Raw genomic sequence first — 17,867 nt, 5'->3', positions numbered from 1 at the left:
GGCGCCGGCGAAGCCAGCCAAACCAGCGAAAGCGCCGAAGTAATTAGAAAGATCGCAGCCTTCGGCAGCTCCTGCACTCGGAATGTAGGAGCTGCCGAAGGCTGCGATCTTTTGCTTTCAGCGATACAAAACCTTTTCGGCCAACTCATCCGCCACCCGCGCCGGCGAACGTTTTTCCGCCTGAGCATGGGCGAAGACTTCGGTCAGCCGCGAACTGATTTTCGACAGATGCGCCGTAATCGTCGGCAACTCCTCACCGCGATGTTTAAGCGATACGTAAATCAGCCCGCCGGCATTGATCACATAATCCGGCGCATAAAGAATCCCGCGCCGTTCCAGTTGATCCGCCACATCCAGATGGGAAAGTTGATTGTTCGCCGAACCGGCCACCGCCGAGCAGCGCAGCTGTGAAACGCTGTGACTGTTGAGCACACCGCCCAACCCGCACGGCGCGAGAATGTCGCACGGCGTGCTGAGCAATGCGTCGTTGGCGATCGGGTGAGCATTGAGCTGCTCCATCGCCAGTTGCACCTTGCCGTGGTCGATGTCACTGACGAGCAACTCGGCGCCTGCCGCGTGCAGTTGCTCGGCCAGCGCAAAACCGACATTGCCAAGCCCCTGGATGGCAACGCGCAGACCTTCGAGGTTGTCGCTGCCCAGGCGCGCCATCGCCGTGGCGCGTATGCCGGCGAACACGCCCATGGCCGCATGCGGCGCCGGGTCGCCTGCCGAAGTGGTGCTGGTAACGTGGCGGGTCTGCTGGGCAATGCAGTCCATGTCCGCCACTGACGTACCGCTGTCGATGGCGGTGATATAGCGGCCGTCGAGTTGCTCGATGCAACGTCCGAAAGCCTCGAACAACGCGGCGCGATTCTCGACATGGGCCGGGCGCACGATCACCGCCACCCCGCCACCTTGCGCGAGGCCGGCGAGCGCCGCTTTGTAGCTCATGTTTTGCGCCAGGCGAATGGCGTCCTCGACCGCAGATTCGTCGTTGGGATAGGCAAGGTAACGGCACCCACCCAGGGCTGGCCCCAGATGGCTGTTATGAATGGCAATGACCGCCTTCAACCCGGTGGCCGGGTCCACGCTCAGGTGCAGCGATTCCAGGCGAGTGCTTTGCATGAGAGCGAACATCGACAGGCTCCCGAATCACTTCTTGTAGAACGCCAGTATAGGCTTGCCCCTGAAAATTGCTGGCGCACACCGGCATGAGCCGCCGAGCGGACAATGCTGCGCCGCTATAACTCGCGCTCAGTGAGCCCGGCACTGGACGAACAACCCGGACGGGGCTAAAACGAGGCATTGGAGGGAGATTTTGATGAGTGCGCGCCAACGCTTTTTCGAATGCCTGCATCGTTCACCGCCGGCCCTGCTGGAAGCTGCGCTGTGGATAAGTGCCGAGCACGACAAAACCCTCGAGCCCGAGGCATGGTTGCGCACCTTCAAGGATCTGCAACTACGCGTCAGCTATGGGCTGCCGATGCTGCCGGTCAGCGAACTGGCGCAACCGCTGTTGCGACGCATGGTCGATCTCGGTTTCGCGCAGGATGATTTCCTGCCGCTGCGCCCGCAGGCGGCGCTGCTGCATCGCGTGTTGCACACCCAACGCGGTCAGCCGTTGGCATTGGCGTTGATCGCACTGGAATTGGCGCGTGGGTTGGAGATTCCTCTGGTCGGGGTCAACTTCCCCGGACATTTTCTGCTGCGGGTACCCGGCGCCGACCACTTGCTCGATCCTTGCGGCGGGCGGCGACTGTATCCCAATGACTGCCGAGAACTGTTGCAACGCCAATACGGGCCGAACATGCAGCTCAGCGCCGAACATTTGCTGAGCGCAACGCCGGTGCAGATGCTGCAACGTCTGTCACGCAACCTGCGCCAATTGCACCTGACCCACGACGATCACATCGCCGCGCTGATCGACGCAGAACGAGTGCTCGAACTGGGCGATGCGAAGGCCTCCGATTACATGGCCCGGGCCAGTCTGTATCAACGGCTGGATTGCCCGAACGCTGAACGCTTCGATCTGGAGCATGCATTATTGCTCAGCGAAGACCCGATCCAGCGCCTGCGCCTGACCGAACGCCTCGGCCATCTGCCGCCCAACTCCGTCGTGCATTAACTACCTTCCGCAGGCTGCCACCATCCTTGAGGCCCACACAAACCTGTGTGGGAGCGAGCCTGCTCGCGAAAGCGGTGTGTCAGCTGAATGAAAGGCCACTGACACTCCGTCTTCGCGAGCAGGCTCGCTCCCACAGGAATTACGGGGTGTCTGGTTGATTGGCAGGATGCGCCTTGATAAACGCCGGATGTTCAGCCGCCAACGCAGCCACACGGCAAATTTTCGGATACGCCTCCAGGCTGACGTTGAACCGCTCAGCCGCATACAACTGCGGAATCAGATACACATCTGCCACGCACGGCCATTCGCCAAAACAGAAACCGCTGTCGCCGATCAACTGCTCCACCGTCGCCAGCCCTTGGCTGATCCAATGGCTGATCCACTCCACCACTTGCGCCTCATTCTGCCCCGCCTGGCGCAGGCGATTGAGCACGCTGACGTTGTGCAGCGGGTGCACGTCGCAGCCGATCACCGCCGCGACACCGCGCACCTGCGCGCGCGCCAGCAGATCATCCGGCAGCAACGGCACCTGTGGATAACGCTCTTCCAGATACTCGATGATCGCCGGCGATTGAATCAGCAGCGCACCATCATCGGTGCGCAAGGTCGGCACCCGGCCCTGCGGATTGAGCGCCAGATACGCCGGTTGCCGATGTTCACCGCCCGACGGTGCGATCAGGTTGACCGGCAACGCCTGGTAATCGAGGCCCTTCAACGCCAGCGCAATCCGCACCCGGTACGATGAAGTGGAACGGTAATAGCCATAGAGATCCATAAGCCGCTCCTGTCAGCGCGCAGCGATCACGGTGCCGCGACATTCGCCGAAGCCGATCGAGGCAAAACCGTCGCGGGCGCAGCGGGCACGCAGGATGATTTCGTCACCGTCCTCAAGGAATTTGCGCACTTCGCCAGAAGCCAGTTCGATCGGTTTCTTACCGCCCTCAGTGATCTCCAGCAGGCTGCCGAACTGACCGTTTTCCGGCCCGGACAAAGTGCCCGAACCGAACAGATCGCCGGCCTGCAACTGGCAACCGTTGACGCTGTGATGCGCAACCATTTGCGCGACGGTCCAGTACATGTAGCGGGTGTTGCTCAGGGTTAAACGATGGGCGGGCAGGTTCTGCTCGCGCATGGTTTCGGTACGCAACAGCACTTCCAGCTCGATGTCGAAGGCGCCGCCATCCTGATCGCGCTTGTCGAGCAGATACGGCAGCGGCTGCGGATCACCTTCAGGGCGCGCCGGTTGCGCCGTGCGGAATGGTTCCAGTGCTTCAGCCGTCACCACCCAGGGCGAGACGCTTGTGATGAAACTTTTCGACAGGAATGGGCCGAGTGGCTGGTATTCCCAAGCCTGGATATCCCGCGCCGACCAGTCGTTGAGCAGGCAGAAACCGGCGATGTGCTCGGCAGCGTCACCGATGGCAATCGGCTCGCCCATCTCATTGCCCTGGCCGATCCAGATACCCAGTTCCAGTTCGTAATCCAGACGCGCGCATGGACCGAATACCGGTTCGGTCTGGCCGGCCGACAGCGTCTGGCCTTTCGGCCGGCGCACGTCGGTGCCGGACGCTCGCACCGTGGAAGCGCGACCGTGGTAACCGATCGGCACGTGCTTGTAGTTCGGCAGCAGCGGGTTATCCGGACGGAACAGTTTGCCGACGTTCTGCGCGTGCTCGATGCCGACGTAGAAGTCGGTGTAATCGCTGATTCGCGCCGGCAGGTGCATCTGGCAATCGGCAGCCAGCGGCAAGAGTTTCGCGCCTTGCGCTTCGATGTTGCCGCGCAGCGTGCTGCCTTCACTGAACAGTTCGATCAGGCGTTCGCGCAGGGCAACCCGCGCCTCACGGCCAAGTTCAAAGAACGCGTTCAACTGCCCGCCGTGCATGGCTTCCACCGCACTGCGTGCGACACCGTCGAACAGACCGGCCTCAAGCGCCACCTGCAAATCGAAGATGTGCTCGCCGATCGCCACGCCAGCGCGCGGCGCAGAACCCTTGAGGCTGAACACGCCCAGCGGCAGATTCTGCAAGGGGAAATCGCTGTGACCGTTGGCCGAAGCGACCCAACTGCGGGGGATGGAATTCTGTGTCATGGGTTATCTCCGGGTCGGGTCGAACGTGGCGGGCAGCGTCGCCCAGCAAGCGTCGTAACTGGGTTGCAACTGTGGGCATTCGAGGGCGAAACGACTTGGACGAAGCACTTGGCTGGTCTCGAACATGAAGGCCATGGTGTTATCGATTTTTGCAGGTGCAAGCTCGGCGTTGATCGCCCTGGTGCAGGTTTCGCCGTCCGGGCCGTGGGCGCTCATGCAGCTGTGCAGCGAAGCGCCACCGGGCACGAAGCCTTCGGCCTTGGCGTCGTATTCGCCCTGGATCAGGCCCATGAATTCGTTCATCAGGTTGCGGTGGAACCACGGTGGCCGGAAGGTCTTTTCGGCGACCATCCAGCGCGGCGGGAAGATCACGAAATCGAGGTTGGCCAGACCGTGCACGCTGGTCGGCGAGGTCAATACGGTGAAGATCGAAGGATCGGGATGATCGAAACTCACCGTGCCGATGGTGTTGAAACGGCGCAGGTCGTATTTGTACGGCACGTTGTTGCCGTGCCAGGCGACCACATTGAGCGGTGAGTGATTGAGTTCGGTCGCCCACAACTGGCCAAGGAATTTCTGTACCAGAGTAGTCGGTTGCTGCAGGTTTTCGTAGGCAGCGACCGGGGTGAGGAAATCCCGTGGATTGGCCAGACCGTTGCTGCCGATCGGCCCCAGATCCGGCAGGCGCAGCGGCGCGCCATGGTTCTCGGCGAGGTAGCCGCGTGCCTGTGGATCGAGCAGTTCGACGCGAAATTTCAGGCCACGCGGCAGAACGACGATTTCCAGCGGCGCCACTTCGAGTACGCCCAGTTCGGTGGCGATACGCAGGCGACCGAGTTGCGGCACCAGCAGCATTTCCCCATCGGCGTTGAAGAACACCCGCTCCATCGAACGATTGGCGGCGTAGTTATAAATGCTGATGCCAGACGGTTTCTCGGCACCGGCGTTGGCCGCCATGCTGACCAGGCCATCGATGAAATCCGTCGGTTCGGTCGGCAGCTCCAGTGGATTCCAGCGCAGACGATTGGGGGTTACTTCACCCAACGGTCCGCCGGCCAGTTGCCGTTCCAGTTTGACGAACGCCGGGTGGTTGGCCGACGGCTGAATCCGGTACATCCAGGTACGCCGCGCTTCGCTGCGCGGCATGGTGAACGCGGTGCCGGAGAACAGCTCGGTATACAGGCCGTACGGGGCTTTCTGCGGAGAGTTCTGGCCAACGGGCAGCGCGCCGGGCAACGCTTCAGTGCTGAATTCGTTGCCGAAGCCGGACTGGTAAACCAGGTCCTGCGCGGTTGAATCGGGGTTCATGGAGCCTCCTGAACAGGGAGTCGGCAGTGGCCCATCGCTCTGGCTCAGAGTTCTCGGCACGCCGGGGTTGTTATTATCGTAATCTGATTACGCATAACGTAATTTGCTCGCTATCCAGCGTCAAGCTATAAAGACGCCCATTCGAACCGGAACCGCCAGCCCCATGGAAAAAACCAGCGACAGCAACGGCAAACAGAAAGTCCGCTCCGCCGAAGTCGGCACCGACATCCTCAAGGCTTTGGCCGAGTTGTCACCGTCGACTTCGCTGTCGCGTCTGGCCGAACATGTGCAGATGCCGGCAAGCAAGGTGCATCGCTATTTGCAGGCGTTGATAGCCTCCGGATTTGCCGAACAGAACACCGCCACCAACCATTACGGCCTCGGTCGCGAAGCACTGCGCGTGGGCCTGGCCGCGCTCAACAGCATGGACGTGCTGAAAGTTGCCGCCCTGCCGCTGTCCGAGCTGCGCGATGAACTCAACGAAACCTGCTTTCTCGCGGTGTGGGGCAATCAGGGCGCAACCGTCGTGCACATTGAACCGGCGGTGCGCGCGGTGACGGTGGTGACGCAGTTGGGTTCGGTGCTGCCGCTGCTCAGCTCGTCCACCGGGCTGGTGTTCAGCGCTTACCTGCCGCACCGGGAAACCGATGAATTGCGCGAGCAGGAGATCGCTGTCGCGGAGCATCCGCTCAAGGATGAAACAGCCTATGCAGCGCTGTGTGAACAGATCCGCGAACGCGGTCTGCATCACGTGCATGGTTTGTTGATGCCGGGTGTGGATGCGCTTTCTGCGCCAGTGTTCAACGCGGTCGGCCAGATCGCTGCGGTGCTGACCATCGTCGGCCCGACCTCACTGTTCCACGCCGACGAAAACGGCCCGGCGGCGCAGCGGTTGTTGGCTGCGACCCGGGCCGTGAGTTGGCGCATGGGTTACGAAAGATAAATCAGACTATGAGCGCTCGAAACGGCTCAGCGAACCGTGGTCTTGCTTAATGCAGACTCAGCCTCTTGCATCAGTGACTTGAAGAACCCGATCAGTTCATCGGCGGGGTCTTCATGGCCGGTGTAATACGTAACCAGCTCCGCGACCGTGCGGGCGTCTTCAAACAGACTGAGAAACGAGCGTTGCGCACGGGTAAGTTCTTTAGCCGGCGCCCCCGCCGCTGCAGCCTGACCCAATGTCAGCAGTCCGCTCAATACATCCTGCACATGCCCCAGCGCGGCGGAATAATCACCGCGCCGGTGCGACTGCGACGCGTCGTAGATGCTTTTCATCACCTGCACAGCCACCACCACAGTGCCTACGGGTGGCACCAGCAGGCTGACAATGTTTGCGGCCTTCAACAGATTTTCATAAACCACACTGGCGATTATTTCGTTGAGACTGGTGGTACGTTCGTCGATGTCACTCAATACACGGCGCACTCGCTCGTCATGGAAAGTGAACAGATCGGGCAGTAACGAACGCTGCTGTGTGCGAATGACCGGTCGGGTATCAACCGTTGCGACCAGATTATCGAAGTAGTCATTGGTCACTTTCTGGTCAACCAGCAGTATCCGCTCGCTGTAATAGCTCCTGAATGGGCCTTTTCGAAAACGAATCGAAGGAATGAACTCAGCGATCGGTCGGAAGTTGACTTGATCCGGTGCGTCAGGCGTATAGAGCAAGTCGAAGAAACCTGACGACAACTTCAGTCGAAAAATATAAACGCCGCCAACCGCGCGGTCCCCAGGAGTCGTCAGACCCAGCGCGCCAATATTGAATTTGTACAGCCCGATATCACCTTCGGCGGTGCTGGTCCCTACCGACTGATAACCGCCACTCTCTTTCAGGTTATCGATGACCCCTTGGACAGCAGAGAAAGACTCTGTCGATAATCTGCCGTTGGTGAAATCGGCAAACGCATTGCGATACATCTCACAGCGGATTTTCCGGGCGTGTACCGCGCGCTTGAAAGCGTAATCAGGATGAGCCTTGTTCAGATATTGCTCTTCCAGCATCGCGCTGTATCGGTCACCAGGGCGGAAGGTTTTCGATAGCGAAGACAAATCCCGGATATCCAGTTTTTCAACGAGGGGATGTCCATTCACCAAGTAATATTTGGGGCTGTACTTGGTTTCATAGGCCGGATGATCCGCTTCGAAAGCGAGTCCCTCAAGCAAGACGTCGGTAACGCTCTTACGAAACTCTTCGGTCTGAATAATGATCTGGTCGGGATTGACCGAAATGTTGCTGCCGCGCGAACGCAATAGGTCTTCTATCTGGGCTTTCACCGCGTCATAGGTGAACTGCTCGAATGTCGGAAAACCATTGTCTCGTGCATCAACCGTGGACAGCGCCTTGAGTTCGGTTGTCAGACGCGAATAGCGCTTGCGCCCCTCAATGCCAAGCGCCCGATAAGCTGCCGGTGCAATGGCCTTGTGCAGCGCAACTTCGGCTCGGTAGGCGACATTTACGTAGTCCGCCAAAGGTGCCTTGGCGTTCAGATAAAGATCGACCGGCCGGCTATCAAGCGTGTAGCGGTAGCTCAGTTGAGTACCAGCGCTGCCAAGCAACTCACCCGCCTCGTGCAGGTAGTCGGGATGAATCATCAATGCGGCGTATTCACGATCCGCCGACAATGCCGACTCCAGCCAGCGGTTCGCCGCGTAGATATCGGAAAATTTCTGCAGTTCGAATTGCCCGTCAGCTGTTTTGACCAACATCAGCGAGGGTGCGTATTCTTTGGCCGAAATCATCAGAACATCTTTCAATGCTGGGACTTGCAGCCTGATTTTCAAGCCCTGAATAGTCACCGCAGGGTCGTTGGCCATGGCTCGCGCGATGATGTTCGCATCGGTGGAATCCAGCTTCCCGGACTGGCGAGCTACAAAAACTGCAAACTCCATCTGGCTGAAGAGATAGTTGCGATAAGCCTCCTGCCAAGCAACCGACGGCGAGTATGCAAGACTGCCGGTAAACTCCAGGCGCAGGTTACGATTTTCCAGCCACTGCTCGAGCGCTACTGCCGTCAGCCGACTTCCGTCGGGAGCGCCGATGATGGTCAGAGTCGCTTTGTAACCATTGTCGTGCAGACCGAAAACAAGAAACTCCGTCAGCGTCCGGGTTTCTTCCTGTTCGATGGTCCGTCCGGCAATCTGCAAAGTGTACGAGCTATGGACACTGATCGCTTCTGGATCCAGACGTTCGTCAAAGGCCCTCTGCGCCCATGCGGAGAACGTGCGCAGCACATAGTCCTTGAAAGAAAAACACGTATCGAACGCGCTCGAATATGCAGCCTCATACTGGTCTTTGGATTCTTCAAGCTCGCTATAACGTTGTTGAACATCGCTACCAGCGGCATGCAGCCAAAGCGGCCAGTCGGTGCGCTTCAGTGCTGCCCAAAGCAGATAAAAGCGGGTGTCGATGCCGTAACGCAGCACATGCAGGCGTTGATTCTCTTGAAGCATGGAGATCAGTGGTTTTTCCAGTTGTTCCCGGCCCCTGATCAAGGATGAAACATTTTCAAGCTGACCTTTGAGGTGAGTGTCGACACAAAAGACATGAGGACTTTGCGTGGCTTTTGGATAACTGATCTGCTCGCTACGCAGGGAAAGTCTCTGCTGAAGTTTGCTGTGCAAATCGGTATTTCTTTCAAAGAACTCGAAGCCGTTTTCCGGCGTGTGCAGCAGATAGGAAGTCGACTCGTTGACCAGTTGCATCTCTGCGACCGCACGCTCGGCGTTGTCCAGAACGAAACAGGGCTGGCGCACCAGAAGATAATCCTGTGCCGGTTGCAGGTTGACTTCAAACGCTGCGCGACCGGCATCTGCTTCCAGCAGATGAGCGAATCGCTCGCCCAATCGGGCATCGAAATTGTTGGCCATGACCGACAGCGACAGCTCTGCACCGGTGACCACGGCATAGGCCTTGATGAAAGCCTGTTTGTTCGACAGCGGTGCATTGTCGGCATGGACGGGTTTCGCTGGCGCAGCCCAGAACTTTGCGATCTCGGCTCGCAATGTTTTTTCCAGTCCGGCAGTTACAGCAGCGATCAGATCTTCAACAACAATGGTATTGAGCACCTTGACTTTGAATTGCTCACTGAACGTATCCGGCAGAACAAAAACCCCATCGCCACCCATAATATAGGCAGGACTTATATGGTTATTCAGACAATTAACCGTCACATCCCAAAGAGTGCCTGATGGCCGATTTTCATCGGCAGGGAAAGCAGGATCCGTATTGATATAGACCTTGTCGATATCAACTGTTTTGCCCAGACGCTTCAATTCACCCTCAAGCATGCTGCGCAGAATATCCAGCACGCTCGGCATGGCGTCGATGATCTTGAACAGATCTGTTTTAGCCTGTGTTGCCTTTTCCCACTCTTCCGGCCAGGTAACCTGCTCACCGAAAGAACCACGCATCAAACTTTCATATAACTTGGCCACAAACTTTCCTTACTTGATTATCCAGAGCTGCAAGTGCAGCCACCGCCGATAATTGCAAGGTAGTTTCTTTTTCAGCCGACATGAAGCTCGAACAAATTACAAAACATGCCACCCAACAACGAACACCATGTTGTGCTACTGAAATTTACAAAACTAAACCAGTATCCCCATCAACTTGGCTTTCGCCACAGCCTGAGTTCTGCGTTCTACACCCAACTTACCGTTAATCCTCCTCGCATGAGTTTTTACTGTATGTAATGAAATAAACAGTTGCTCGGCAACTTGCTGATTAGAAGCCCCTTGAGCAATCAACATCAGCACTTCCCGTTCGCGCCGACTGAGGCCAGGCGCCTGATCATCGTTTTCCCGTGGCCAGGCAGAAACCTCCTTGCCAGACCCAGTGAGGCTACCTCGGCGTAATTCCCACTCGCGCACGGCTTGCTGCAATCGGCAACGCTCCGCCAGCGTTGCGGCTCGCTGGAACGCTTGCTGCGCCGCCGCCGTGTCACCGTGCGCTTCGGCCAACTGGGCGAAGGCCAGCAACAATTCCGTTTCCGCCGCCAACATGCCCTTGGCCTGAGCACGTTTCAGCAATCGTTCAATGGAGGGCCGAGCGCTTTCGTCCGGGTCCGATTGCGCATTCGCGCAGGCCAGCAGGTATTCGATGCGAATAATCAGTTCGAACGTCGCGGGTGGCGCCTGCAGCGCCGAAGGTCCCCGGTAATGCCGTAACAGTCGGCTCAACGCTTCTTGCACAAGATGCGGTCGGCCCTGTTGCAACCAGAACTGGCTGCTTACCTGCAACACAACACCGCGATAGACCGTATCGGGAATCTGCCGCTGCTGCATGACCCTTTCGGCCTCGCGCAGGCGCTCGAAAGCGCAGGCATAATCGCCGCGATTGCCGGCCAGTTGCGCCTGCCCCAAATAGCCATACAAGACTCGTTTGTCTGCACTGCGCAAGCAATCTTCAAGGCCCTGGCTGAACAACTGCGCAGCGTGCTCTTCAAGTCCCATGCACAGCGCCAGTCGTCCGCGCCGCAGGGCAATCCGGCCGAGCAGTGGCACGGGCAGCGTGGCGCGCTGGCGCAGCAAGTGCTCGATCTCCACCAGCAGGCTTTCGGCACGCAAAGGCGCGCCCCGCTGCTCGAGCCATTGCGCATGGTCAAGCTCAAGCAAGCCTTCGAACAGCAAGGAGCCGTGAGCCCGCGCCAGGCACAGCGCCTCGCGGTTGAGGGCATGTGCCTGATCGAGCTCGCCGCACAGTAACGCCTGCTGGGTCAGTCCCGACAGGCACATCAAACGCGCCTGCCAGGCATCGTCAGCCAGTGCAGACAAAGCCTCCTGAAAGCAGGCGCGTGCCGGCTCCATTTGCCCTTGCAGGTGAAACAGCCATCCCTGTTGCGCCTGCCAGCGGGCCAGCAGTTGCTGCTCCAGTTGCGCTGTCGGCTGCGGCATGAAGCGGCCGAGATGAGCCAGGCATTGCCCGGCCTGTTCGAACCGGCCGGCAAACAATAAGGCGCCCGTGACCAGCACGATCAGCTGTGGTGTCATCAGGGTCAGCTGCTGGCTTTGCTGCTCGTGCAAACGCAACAGCAGGACGACGGTCTGGTCTTCGAACAAGTCTTCGAAGCCGAAATGCTGCAACAGGCTGACGGCAGTTTCGTATTCCTCGGCCAACAACGCTTGCTCGAACGCCGCTCGCCAATCCTGCGTCGCGCTGAACCACTGACAGGCGCGCCGGTGCCAGGAACGCGCACACGGCCAGTGCGACTCCTGGATGATTCGCGACAGCGGGCGGAACACCTGGAGCCAGTCAGCGGATTGCTGCCATGGCTCGATAAAGCAGCCCAACACCTGCAGATCGTGCAGCAGCCGCGCGCCTTCGCCGGCGCCGAACAAATGCTCGCAAAGCGGCGCATTGAACCGTGGCAGGTGAGCCAGCACACGCCATGCCTCGTCCTGCTCCGGCGTCAGGTTGCTGAACAGTTCATGCTGCAGATAATCGAGCAGAGTGTCGACACGCTGCTGCGGTTGCAGGTTTTGCGACCAGTCGCATTTCTGCAGGAGCGCCATGCGCGACCCTGCGCACCAACCGCCAGTACGCTGGATGATACGGGTGGCGACGCGGTCCGCCTGGTCAGGCGGCAAATGGTGCAACACCGATACAACTTCATCGTGAGTCAGCGCCAGGCTGGCACTCTCGAATTCGTAGAGTTCGTCATCGAGCAACAGGCGCGGCCAGTTGCACTGCGGCCGGCGGCGAGTGCTGATCCACCAGGTGAGCGCCGGGCTGCTGACCGCCAGCAAGCGATCCAGCAGAGCATCCACAGCCGGATCCGGCAGCCGACTGTAATCGTCGATAAACAGCGACGTCGGCCTCGACCAATGGGCCAGCTCCGCCATCAGTTGCGTATCGTCAAGGCCTTCGACCAGCCCGAGCGCCCGCGTCAGACGCAGGCAGAATTCTTCGGTGCTGAGCGCCGCTCCCGCCAGCGGCAGCCAGATTGCCTCGCACTCCGCGCGCACCTGAAGGAGACATTCGGTGAGCAGTGCGGTTTTGCCGCTGCCTGCGGGCGCGCACAACAGCCTGACCCGTGCGTTCGATGTCAGCAAAGGTGCGCTCAAACGGCTGCGAGGTTGATGATGCGAAGAAAGCCTGGGCAAAAATCCGGGTCGATCCAGGCACGGGGTCATGGCGGTCATCGGGTGAGCCTTCTTATCGTTGTGCGCTCACCCTAGCCCTCTCCCGCGCCCTTGTTGACGAGTATTCAGCACGCTGATCGATGGCCATAAAAAAGGCGACCGTGCGGTCGCCTTTTGTCCAGCGGTACAGCAGAGCCGTTAGCGCACGCCCTCGGCGCGCAGGGCCGAAGGTGTGTAATCGGCAGCCTTGGCTTCAAAACCGAATTCGAAGCTGTGCTTCTCTTCGTTCTTCATGCCCAACGCAATGTAGCGGCCGGCAATGATGTCGTAGAGCGCTTCCAGCGTGTAAGCCTGAGCCTGATGATCGTAGTAGTACTGCGCGTGACCTTCGGCAACGCGCCACAGTTGCCCGCGACCGTCGTAGTGATCGGCCAGTGCCACTTGCCAGCTGTCCTCGTCGATGTACATGTGGCGCTTGGCGTAGATGTGCCGCTCGTTCGGTTTCACCGTGCCGATCACTTCCCAGACGCGGTGCAGTTCGTAACGGGTCAGGTCCTGATTGATGTGCCCGGCCTTGACGATGTCGTCGTACTTGAGCTTCGGCGAGTCGAGCTTGTAGCTGTTGTAGGGAATGTACATTTCCTTCTTGCCGACCAGTTTCCAGTCATAGCGATCCGGAGCACCGGAGAACATGTCGAAGTTGTCGGAAGTCCTCAGGCCATCGGCCGCTGTACCCGGGCCGTCATAGGCCACTTGCGGCGCGCGACGTACCCGGCGCTGACCGGCGTTGTAGATCCACGCCAGACGCGGTTCCTTCACCTGATCGAGAGTTTCGTGCACCAGCAGCACGTTACCGGCCAGCCGCGCCGGGGCGGTCACCGATTGCTTGAAGAAGGTCAGTACGTTGGCGGCTTTATCCGGGTCGATGTCTTTCATCAGTTGCGGCACGGCGATCTCTTCTTCGAAGCGGATCGGCGTGTAACTGCCGTTGGTCTGCGGTGTGACCTGGGTGATGATCCGCCGCAGATTGCCACCGTGGTAGCGGGTGATGTGGTTCCACAGCACCTCGACGCCGTTCTTCGGAATCGGGAAGGCGTAGTAGCGGTTGCCGGTGAAATTGGCCAGGCCGTTGCCGTCGTTGATCGCGTTGACGTTCAGCGCGCTGCGCTTGGCCGACTCATAGATTTCCGCCGGCGCCCCCACGGTGCGGTGGGTCGGGTAAACCGGGATCTTGTAGGTTTCCGGGTAGCGTTTGAACATCGCCACCTGGCCATCGGAGAGCTTGCTTTTGTACTGCTCGACGTTCGCGGCGGTGATGGTGAACAGCGGTTTTTCGTTGGCAAACGGGTCGGCGAGGAAGCCCTTGCTGTCCACCGCACCGGCGTTTTTCGGGATGCCGCCGGTCCAGGCCGGGATCGAACCGTCCGCATTGCCGGCCTTCTCAGCGCCGAGCGGGGTCAGGCTGGTGCCAAGTTTGTTCGCCTCATCCGGCGACACCGCCGCCATTACGTTGGCGGCCAGCAGACTCAAGGCCAGCACGCCACATTGCAGAATCGTTTTGCGCATTGCAGTCATCCTTCTCGGGCAGATCAGAAGTTCACGCCGAAGCTCAGGGCCACGAAGTCACGGTCTTCGAGGACGTTGTAGTCGCCACCGAAAAAGTCGGTGTAACTCAGGCTTGCGGTGTAGGTGTTGCGGTAGTCGGCATCGACGCCGAAGCTGATGGCTTTCGCACCTTCGTTGAACAGACCGTTGGGGCCGTAACCGGCGACGTCATGGGACCACGACAGGTTGGGCTTGAGGTTGATCCCGCCGATGACGTTGGCGTAATCGAGAATCGCCCGGGCGCGATAGCCCCACGAAGTCGAGGTGACGAAGCCGTCGGTATCGCCGCCGAAACCATACTGGCCGTAGACCGAATCACGGCCATAACGCAGCTCACTGCGTGACTCCAGACCACCGACATGCACCACCGCTGCTTCGCCGACCACAGTCAAGCGTTCGGCGCCGAGCACCTGATCGAAGAAGTGTGTGAGGGTGCTCTGGATTTGCGTGACTTCCTTGCGCCGGTAGCCTTTGTTGTCGGCACCCGGCGAAGTGGCGAGTGGCGATGCGGTGCCGCCGGCAATCGGATTGACCAGCGCCAGGGTCAGGTCGTTGGTGTTGACCTGCACCGGCGCGTTCGGCCGGTAGCTGATCTCGCCGGTCCACGCGGTGCCGGTGGGCAGCGTGGTGGAGAAACTGGCGCCGTACAGACGAATGTCTTCCGGATATTCGAGGTAATACTGACCGCGCCCGAGCATCACGCTTTGCGCCAGCCCCGCACCGCTGCCAGGCGCGAGGCCGTTGGCAATGCCGACCATGCCTGGCAACGCCGCCAGTGTCGACAGCCCCGCCGTGGTGGTGCCGACCGTCGGCGTACGGCTGTGGTAGTTCATGAAGTAGAGGCCGTACTCGGTGTCTTCGCCGAGCCAGCGCAGCGCCGTGCCCCACTGCCCGGAATCGCGCGCATCGCGATCACCGCCACGGGGGATCACCACGCCCTCGCGGGTGACTTGGATGCCTTGGCCGAACGCAGTGGTCAGCGGCACCAGTGGCGCCACCGCTGGGCTGCCGACGGTGTAGCCGTTGTTGCAACCGTCAGCCGCCACGTCGACGCCAAAGAACGTGCCGCAGTTGTCGAGAACGGTTTGGTCCCACTCCAATTGGTAGAAGCCTTCGACCGAAAGTTTGTCGGTCAGGCTCTGCGAACCGAACAGCATGTTCACCGGAATCAGGCCTTCCTTGATCTCGGCACCGGGACGGCGGAATGCCGAGACGTCGACCGGGTTGATGCTGTTGATCGAGTTGCCGATGAAGGTACTTTCGCCCCAGCTCACCACCTGCTTGCCGGCCCGCACGGTGCCGGGCAAATCGGCGATGGCGTAGTTGTGATAGACGAAAGCATCGAGGATCTGCGCGCCGGAAGACTTGGCGCCTTCCTTGCGGCCGCTGTCGCTGATCTGTTTGAACTCGCGGTCTTCGTCCTTGAGTTCGAAGTCGTACCAGTATTTGCCCCGCACGAACACGCCGGTATCGCCGTACTTCAGTTCGAGGTCGTGGATACCCTTGAAGATCTTCGAGAAGGTTTCGCCCTTCTTGAAATTCAGGCGCCCGTCATCACCGGTGGACGATTGTCCGCTGCCGCCATTGACCGTGCCAACCAGCGAACTGTCTGCATCGCGCAGCCCCCAGCTCGCGCCGACCGAAAGTGACGAGTCGAAGGTGCCTTCGATTTCGCCGATATTGAAGGCGACCGCGTGCGCCTGGGCGCAGCAACCCAAAGCCACCGCAGCGGCCAGCGCCTGCGGTGTGAAGATGGCGCGCATTGTTGTTTTTGTCATGCGTCTTCCCCGGTGAGTGACAGAAGGCCCCACCCTACTGCCGGGCGCTGCGGTCGATAAGCGCACCAAGGAGGTATTTGCGTTGTCGCTCGAAAGGATGAATGGCCTTGCACGGCGGGGCCTTGAGCGGTTCATGGGCTGGCTGGATGGCGCATCATCAGCGCCATCCATGGGCACCCCACTGTTGCGCGCCCCGTAACAGTGCATGTCTGGAATCGGTATTTTTCCTACAGGCTTGAGACCTTATTCTGAGCGCGCTTTCCTCGGCACACGCCGCAAAGCGCCAAGCTCGCCACGCTGAATCGCGAGCGACTGGCTACAGATTCTGGATAAATCGATGTTTTCGGTTTACCGCCCCGGTGTTCACTGACGTTGATTTGTAGCTCCTTGATCCAACGTCTTACCTTGGCCGCTGCGTTTGCAGCGGCCTTTTTTATGGGCGTTTAAAAAGGCTGGTTAGCGGTTCGGCAAGCTTCCGATCAGCGCGTCAGACATTTCTTCGAAGCTCGGACGAATTCCCTCTGCATCGATGAAAACCCGCGAAAACCCTTTCGACATAACGCCCTGTTACTGACGGGCTTCTCGGATTTGATTACCGCCACTCTGATGTAACTTGAAACACCTCAACCATTCGCTGGTGACACGGATGGCATCGCCACCCGTGCGCAATTTCGAGCGAGTGAAAACGCACATTCAAAAGGATATGAATATGCCAAAGCCTCCACCGTTAGAACGGGATCCGCGCCAGCGTGACATTGCCGAAGCGGTGCGCCGGGAGCAGGAAGAAATCCGCGTACGCGAACAGGCGCGTCTGGCCGCGTTGGCGGAGAAACAGCGTCGGGATGCCGAACAGGCTCGACTGGCGGCTGAGACCGCGCGCCTGAATGCTGAGGCTGAAGCTCGGGAGAAAGAGCGGCTGGCTGCGTTGAAAATCGCCCAGGCCGAGGCACGAGCCAAAGCTGAAGCAGCGGCGCTGGCCAATGCGGCAGAACAGGCTCGGTTACAGGAGGAACGCAAGCATGTCTTTCCGGCTTATGGAGCAGTGGCCCGCAACGGCCCGGCCGTTTCTTTCGCTTCGACAGCCGTCCCGCTCAGCCCGGCCACCTCGGCGGGAATACTCAATGCGTTACGTACGGCAAAAGCGACCCTGACAGCGACGGGCACGGCGCTGCTCGGCAGTCCGGTACTGATGGGATTCGCAGCGCTGTTGATGCCGTCACCTCTGGGCAACGGCGAACGCTTTGCGATGAGCGTTCCACTGGCCGAGTTGTCGTCCGAGCCGGCCGAGACGCTGCGTGAAATCGCAGACCGGCAGGGCACTTTGGAGATGCAGGTCGGGCTAGGGGTCAGGCGACTCGGGGCTGGCACGCAAGTGTTCGTCGCTACGAGTGATGACTTCCATATTCGCTCAAGTGTGATGGTTCTCAATGCCGCATACGATTTGCTCAACGACGTATACCAGGTCGCGCTATCGAACTCGCCCACCGACTTGCTGACCTGGACTCCGGCTATCTCGCCGGGAGACCAATCGACCGCCTTGCCAATAGCGGATACCGATTCGCCCGCCTATTCCGGCGCTTCCGTTGTTCCGGTTGAAGGGCTGCTGGATCTGAACCCGATCCTGGTCGAAGGCTGGGATCGATTCATCATCGTGTTTCCGGCTGATTCGGGGATAGAGCCGCTTTATGTGGTGTTCAGTAGTCCTTATGAGGGGGCAACCGAAAAGGGAAAGCACAGCGGGCGTGGTTTCAACCCAGACGAGACTGGAGATGAAATGACATAGTCACTGTGTTCGCGTTACTTCAGGCAACGCCACATCTGGACATGATGATCAGACGCCACAATCGAGACCTGATCAACGAGTATGGGACCTTGGAAG

11 protein-coding genes are annotated in these 17,867 nt (G+C 59.5%); 3 read left to right on the top strand and 8 right to left on the bottom strand.

Annotated features, from left to right (window positions below):
• Positions 1-117: 117 nt before the first annotated feature.
• Positions 118-1,137 (bottom strand): Glu/Leu/Phe/Val dehydrogenase family protein, encoded by a 1,020-nt coding sequence (locus AB4N41_RS13340; RefSeq protein ID WP_041479665.1) that lies wholly within the window; start codon positions 1,135-1,137, stop codon positions 118-120.
• Between the two features lie 184 nt (positions 1,138-1,321).
• Between AB4N41_RS13340 and AB4N41_RS13335 the strand changes: the two genes are divergently transcribed.
• Positions 1,322-2,125, top strand: a complete 804-nt coding sequence (locus AB4N41_RS13335; RefSeq protein WP_056782998.1) for a SirB1 family protein — start codon at positions 1,322-1,324, stop codon at positions 2,123-2,125.
• Between the two features lie 139 nt (positions 2,126-2,264).
• On the opposite strand, the gene maiA is transcribed toward AB4N41_RS13335, so the two are convergent.
• Genes maiA through hmgA form a run of 3 tightly spaced genes read right to left on the bottom strand, consistent with a single transcriptional unit; the run spans position 2,265 to position 5,525 of the window.
• Positions 2,265-2,900, bottom strand: a complete 636-nt coding sequence (gene maiA, locus AB4N41_RS13330) for a maleylacetoacetate isomerase (protein WP_056782996.1) — start codon at positions 2,898-2,900, stop codon at positions 2,265-2,267.
• A 12-nt stretch (positions 2,901-2,912) separates the two neighbouring features.
• Positions 2,913-4,217 carry a fumarylacetoacetase gene (gene fahA, locus AB4N41_RS13325; RefSeq protein ID WP_252877467.1) on the bottom strand — a complete coding sequence of 435 codons (1,305 nt, stop codon included), beginning with the start codon at positions 4,215-4,217 and terminating at the stop codon, positions 2,913-2,915.
• 3 nt (positions 4,218-4,220) lie between these two features.
• The gene (hmgA, locus tag AB4N41_RS13320; RefSeq protein ID WP_150636140.1) at positions 4,221-5,525 is read right to left on the bottom strand and encodes a homogentisate 1,2-dioxygenase; all 1,305 of its coding nucleotides are present in this window, start codon (positions 5,523-5,525) and stop codon (positions 4,221-4,223) included.
• Positions 5,526-5,688: 163 nt separating this feature from the next.
• Here hmgA and AB4N41_RS13315 point away from each other — a divergent pair, with 163 nt between their 5' ends.
• Positions 5,689-6,468 (top strand): IclR family transcriptional regulator, encoded by a 780-nt coding sequence (locus AB4N41_RS13315; protein ID WP_150636138.1) that lies wholly within the window; start codon positions 5,689-5,691, stop codon positions 6,466-6,468.
• A 26-nt stretch (positions 6,469-6,494) separates the two neighbouring features.
• Here the strand turns inward: AB4N41_RS13315 and AB4N41_RS13310 are convergent, their stop codons facing one another.
• The 4 genes from AB4N41_RS13310 to AB4N41_RS13295 all read right to left on the bottom strand — a co-directional run bounded on the left by AB4N41_RS13310 (position 6,495) and on the right by AB4N41_RS13295 (position 15,988).
• Complete coding sequence (locus AB4N41_RS13310) at positions 6,495-9,959, bottom strand: dermonecrotic toxin domain-containing protein (protein ID WP_252877466.1); 3,465 nt, start codon at positions 9,957-9,959, stop codon at positions 6,495-6,497.
• A 153-nt stretch (positions 9,960-10,112) separates the two neighbouring features.
• Positions 10,113-12,488, bottom strand: a complete 2,376-nt coding sequence (locus tag AB4N41_RS13305; protein ID WP_460138411.1) for a LuxR C-terminal-related transcriptional regulator — start codon at positions 12,486-12,488, stop codon at positions 10,113-10,115.
• A gap of 315 nt (positions 12,489-12,803) precedes the next feature.
• Positions 12,804-14,171: a DUF1329 domain-containing protein gene (locus tag AB4N41_RS13300; protein ID WP_016771641.1), complete on the bottom strand. Its 1,368-nt coding sequence runs from the start codon at positions 14,169-14,171 to the stop codon at positions 12,804-12,806.
• 23 nt (positions 14,172-14,194) lie between these two features.
• Positions 14,195-15,988, bottom strand: coding sequence for a DUF1302 domain-containing protein (locus AB4N41_RS13295; RefSeq protein WP_122692867.1), 1,794 nt, complete (start codon positions 15,986-15,988; stop codon positions 14,195-14,197).
• A gap of 646 nt (positions 15,989-16,634) precedes the next feature.
• On the opposite strand from AB4N41_RS13295, the gene AB4N41_RS13290 reads away from it, so the two are divergent.
• A complete protein-coding gene (locus AB4N41_RS13290; RefSeq protein ID WP_252877464.1) occupies positions 16,635-17,771 on the top strand; it encodes an S-type pyocin domain-containing protein in 1,137 nt (378 codons plus the stop codon).
• Positions 17,772-17,867 lie beyond the last annotated feature (96 nt).

It is taken from the genome of Pseudomonas sp. S2_A10 (assembly GCF_054668465.1).
The sequence above is the reverse complement of the archived record's forward strand: the minus strand, read 5'-3'. Positions and strand labels throughout refer to the sequence as shown.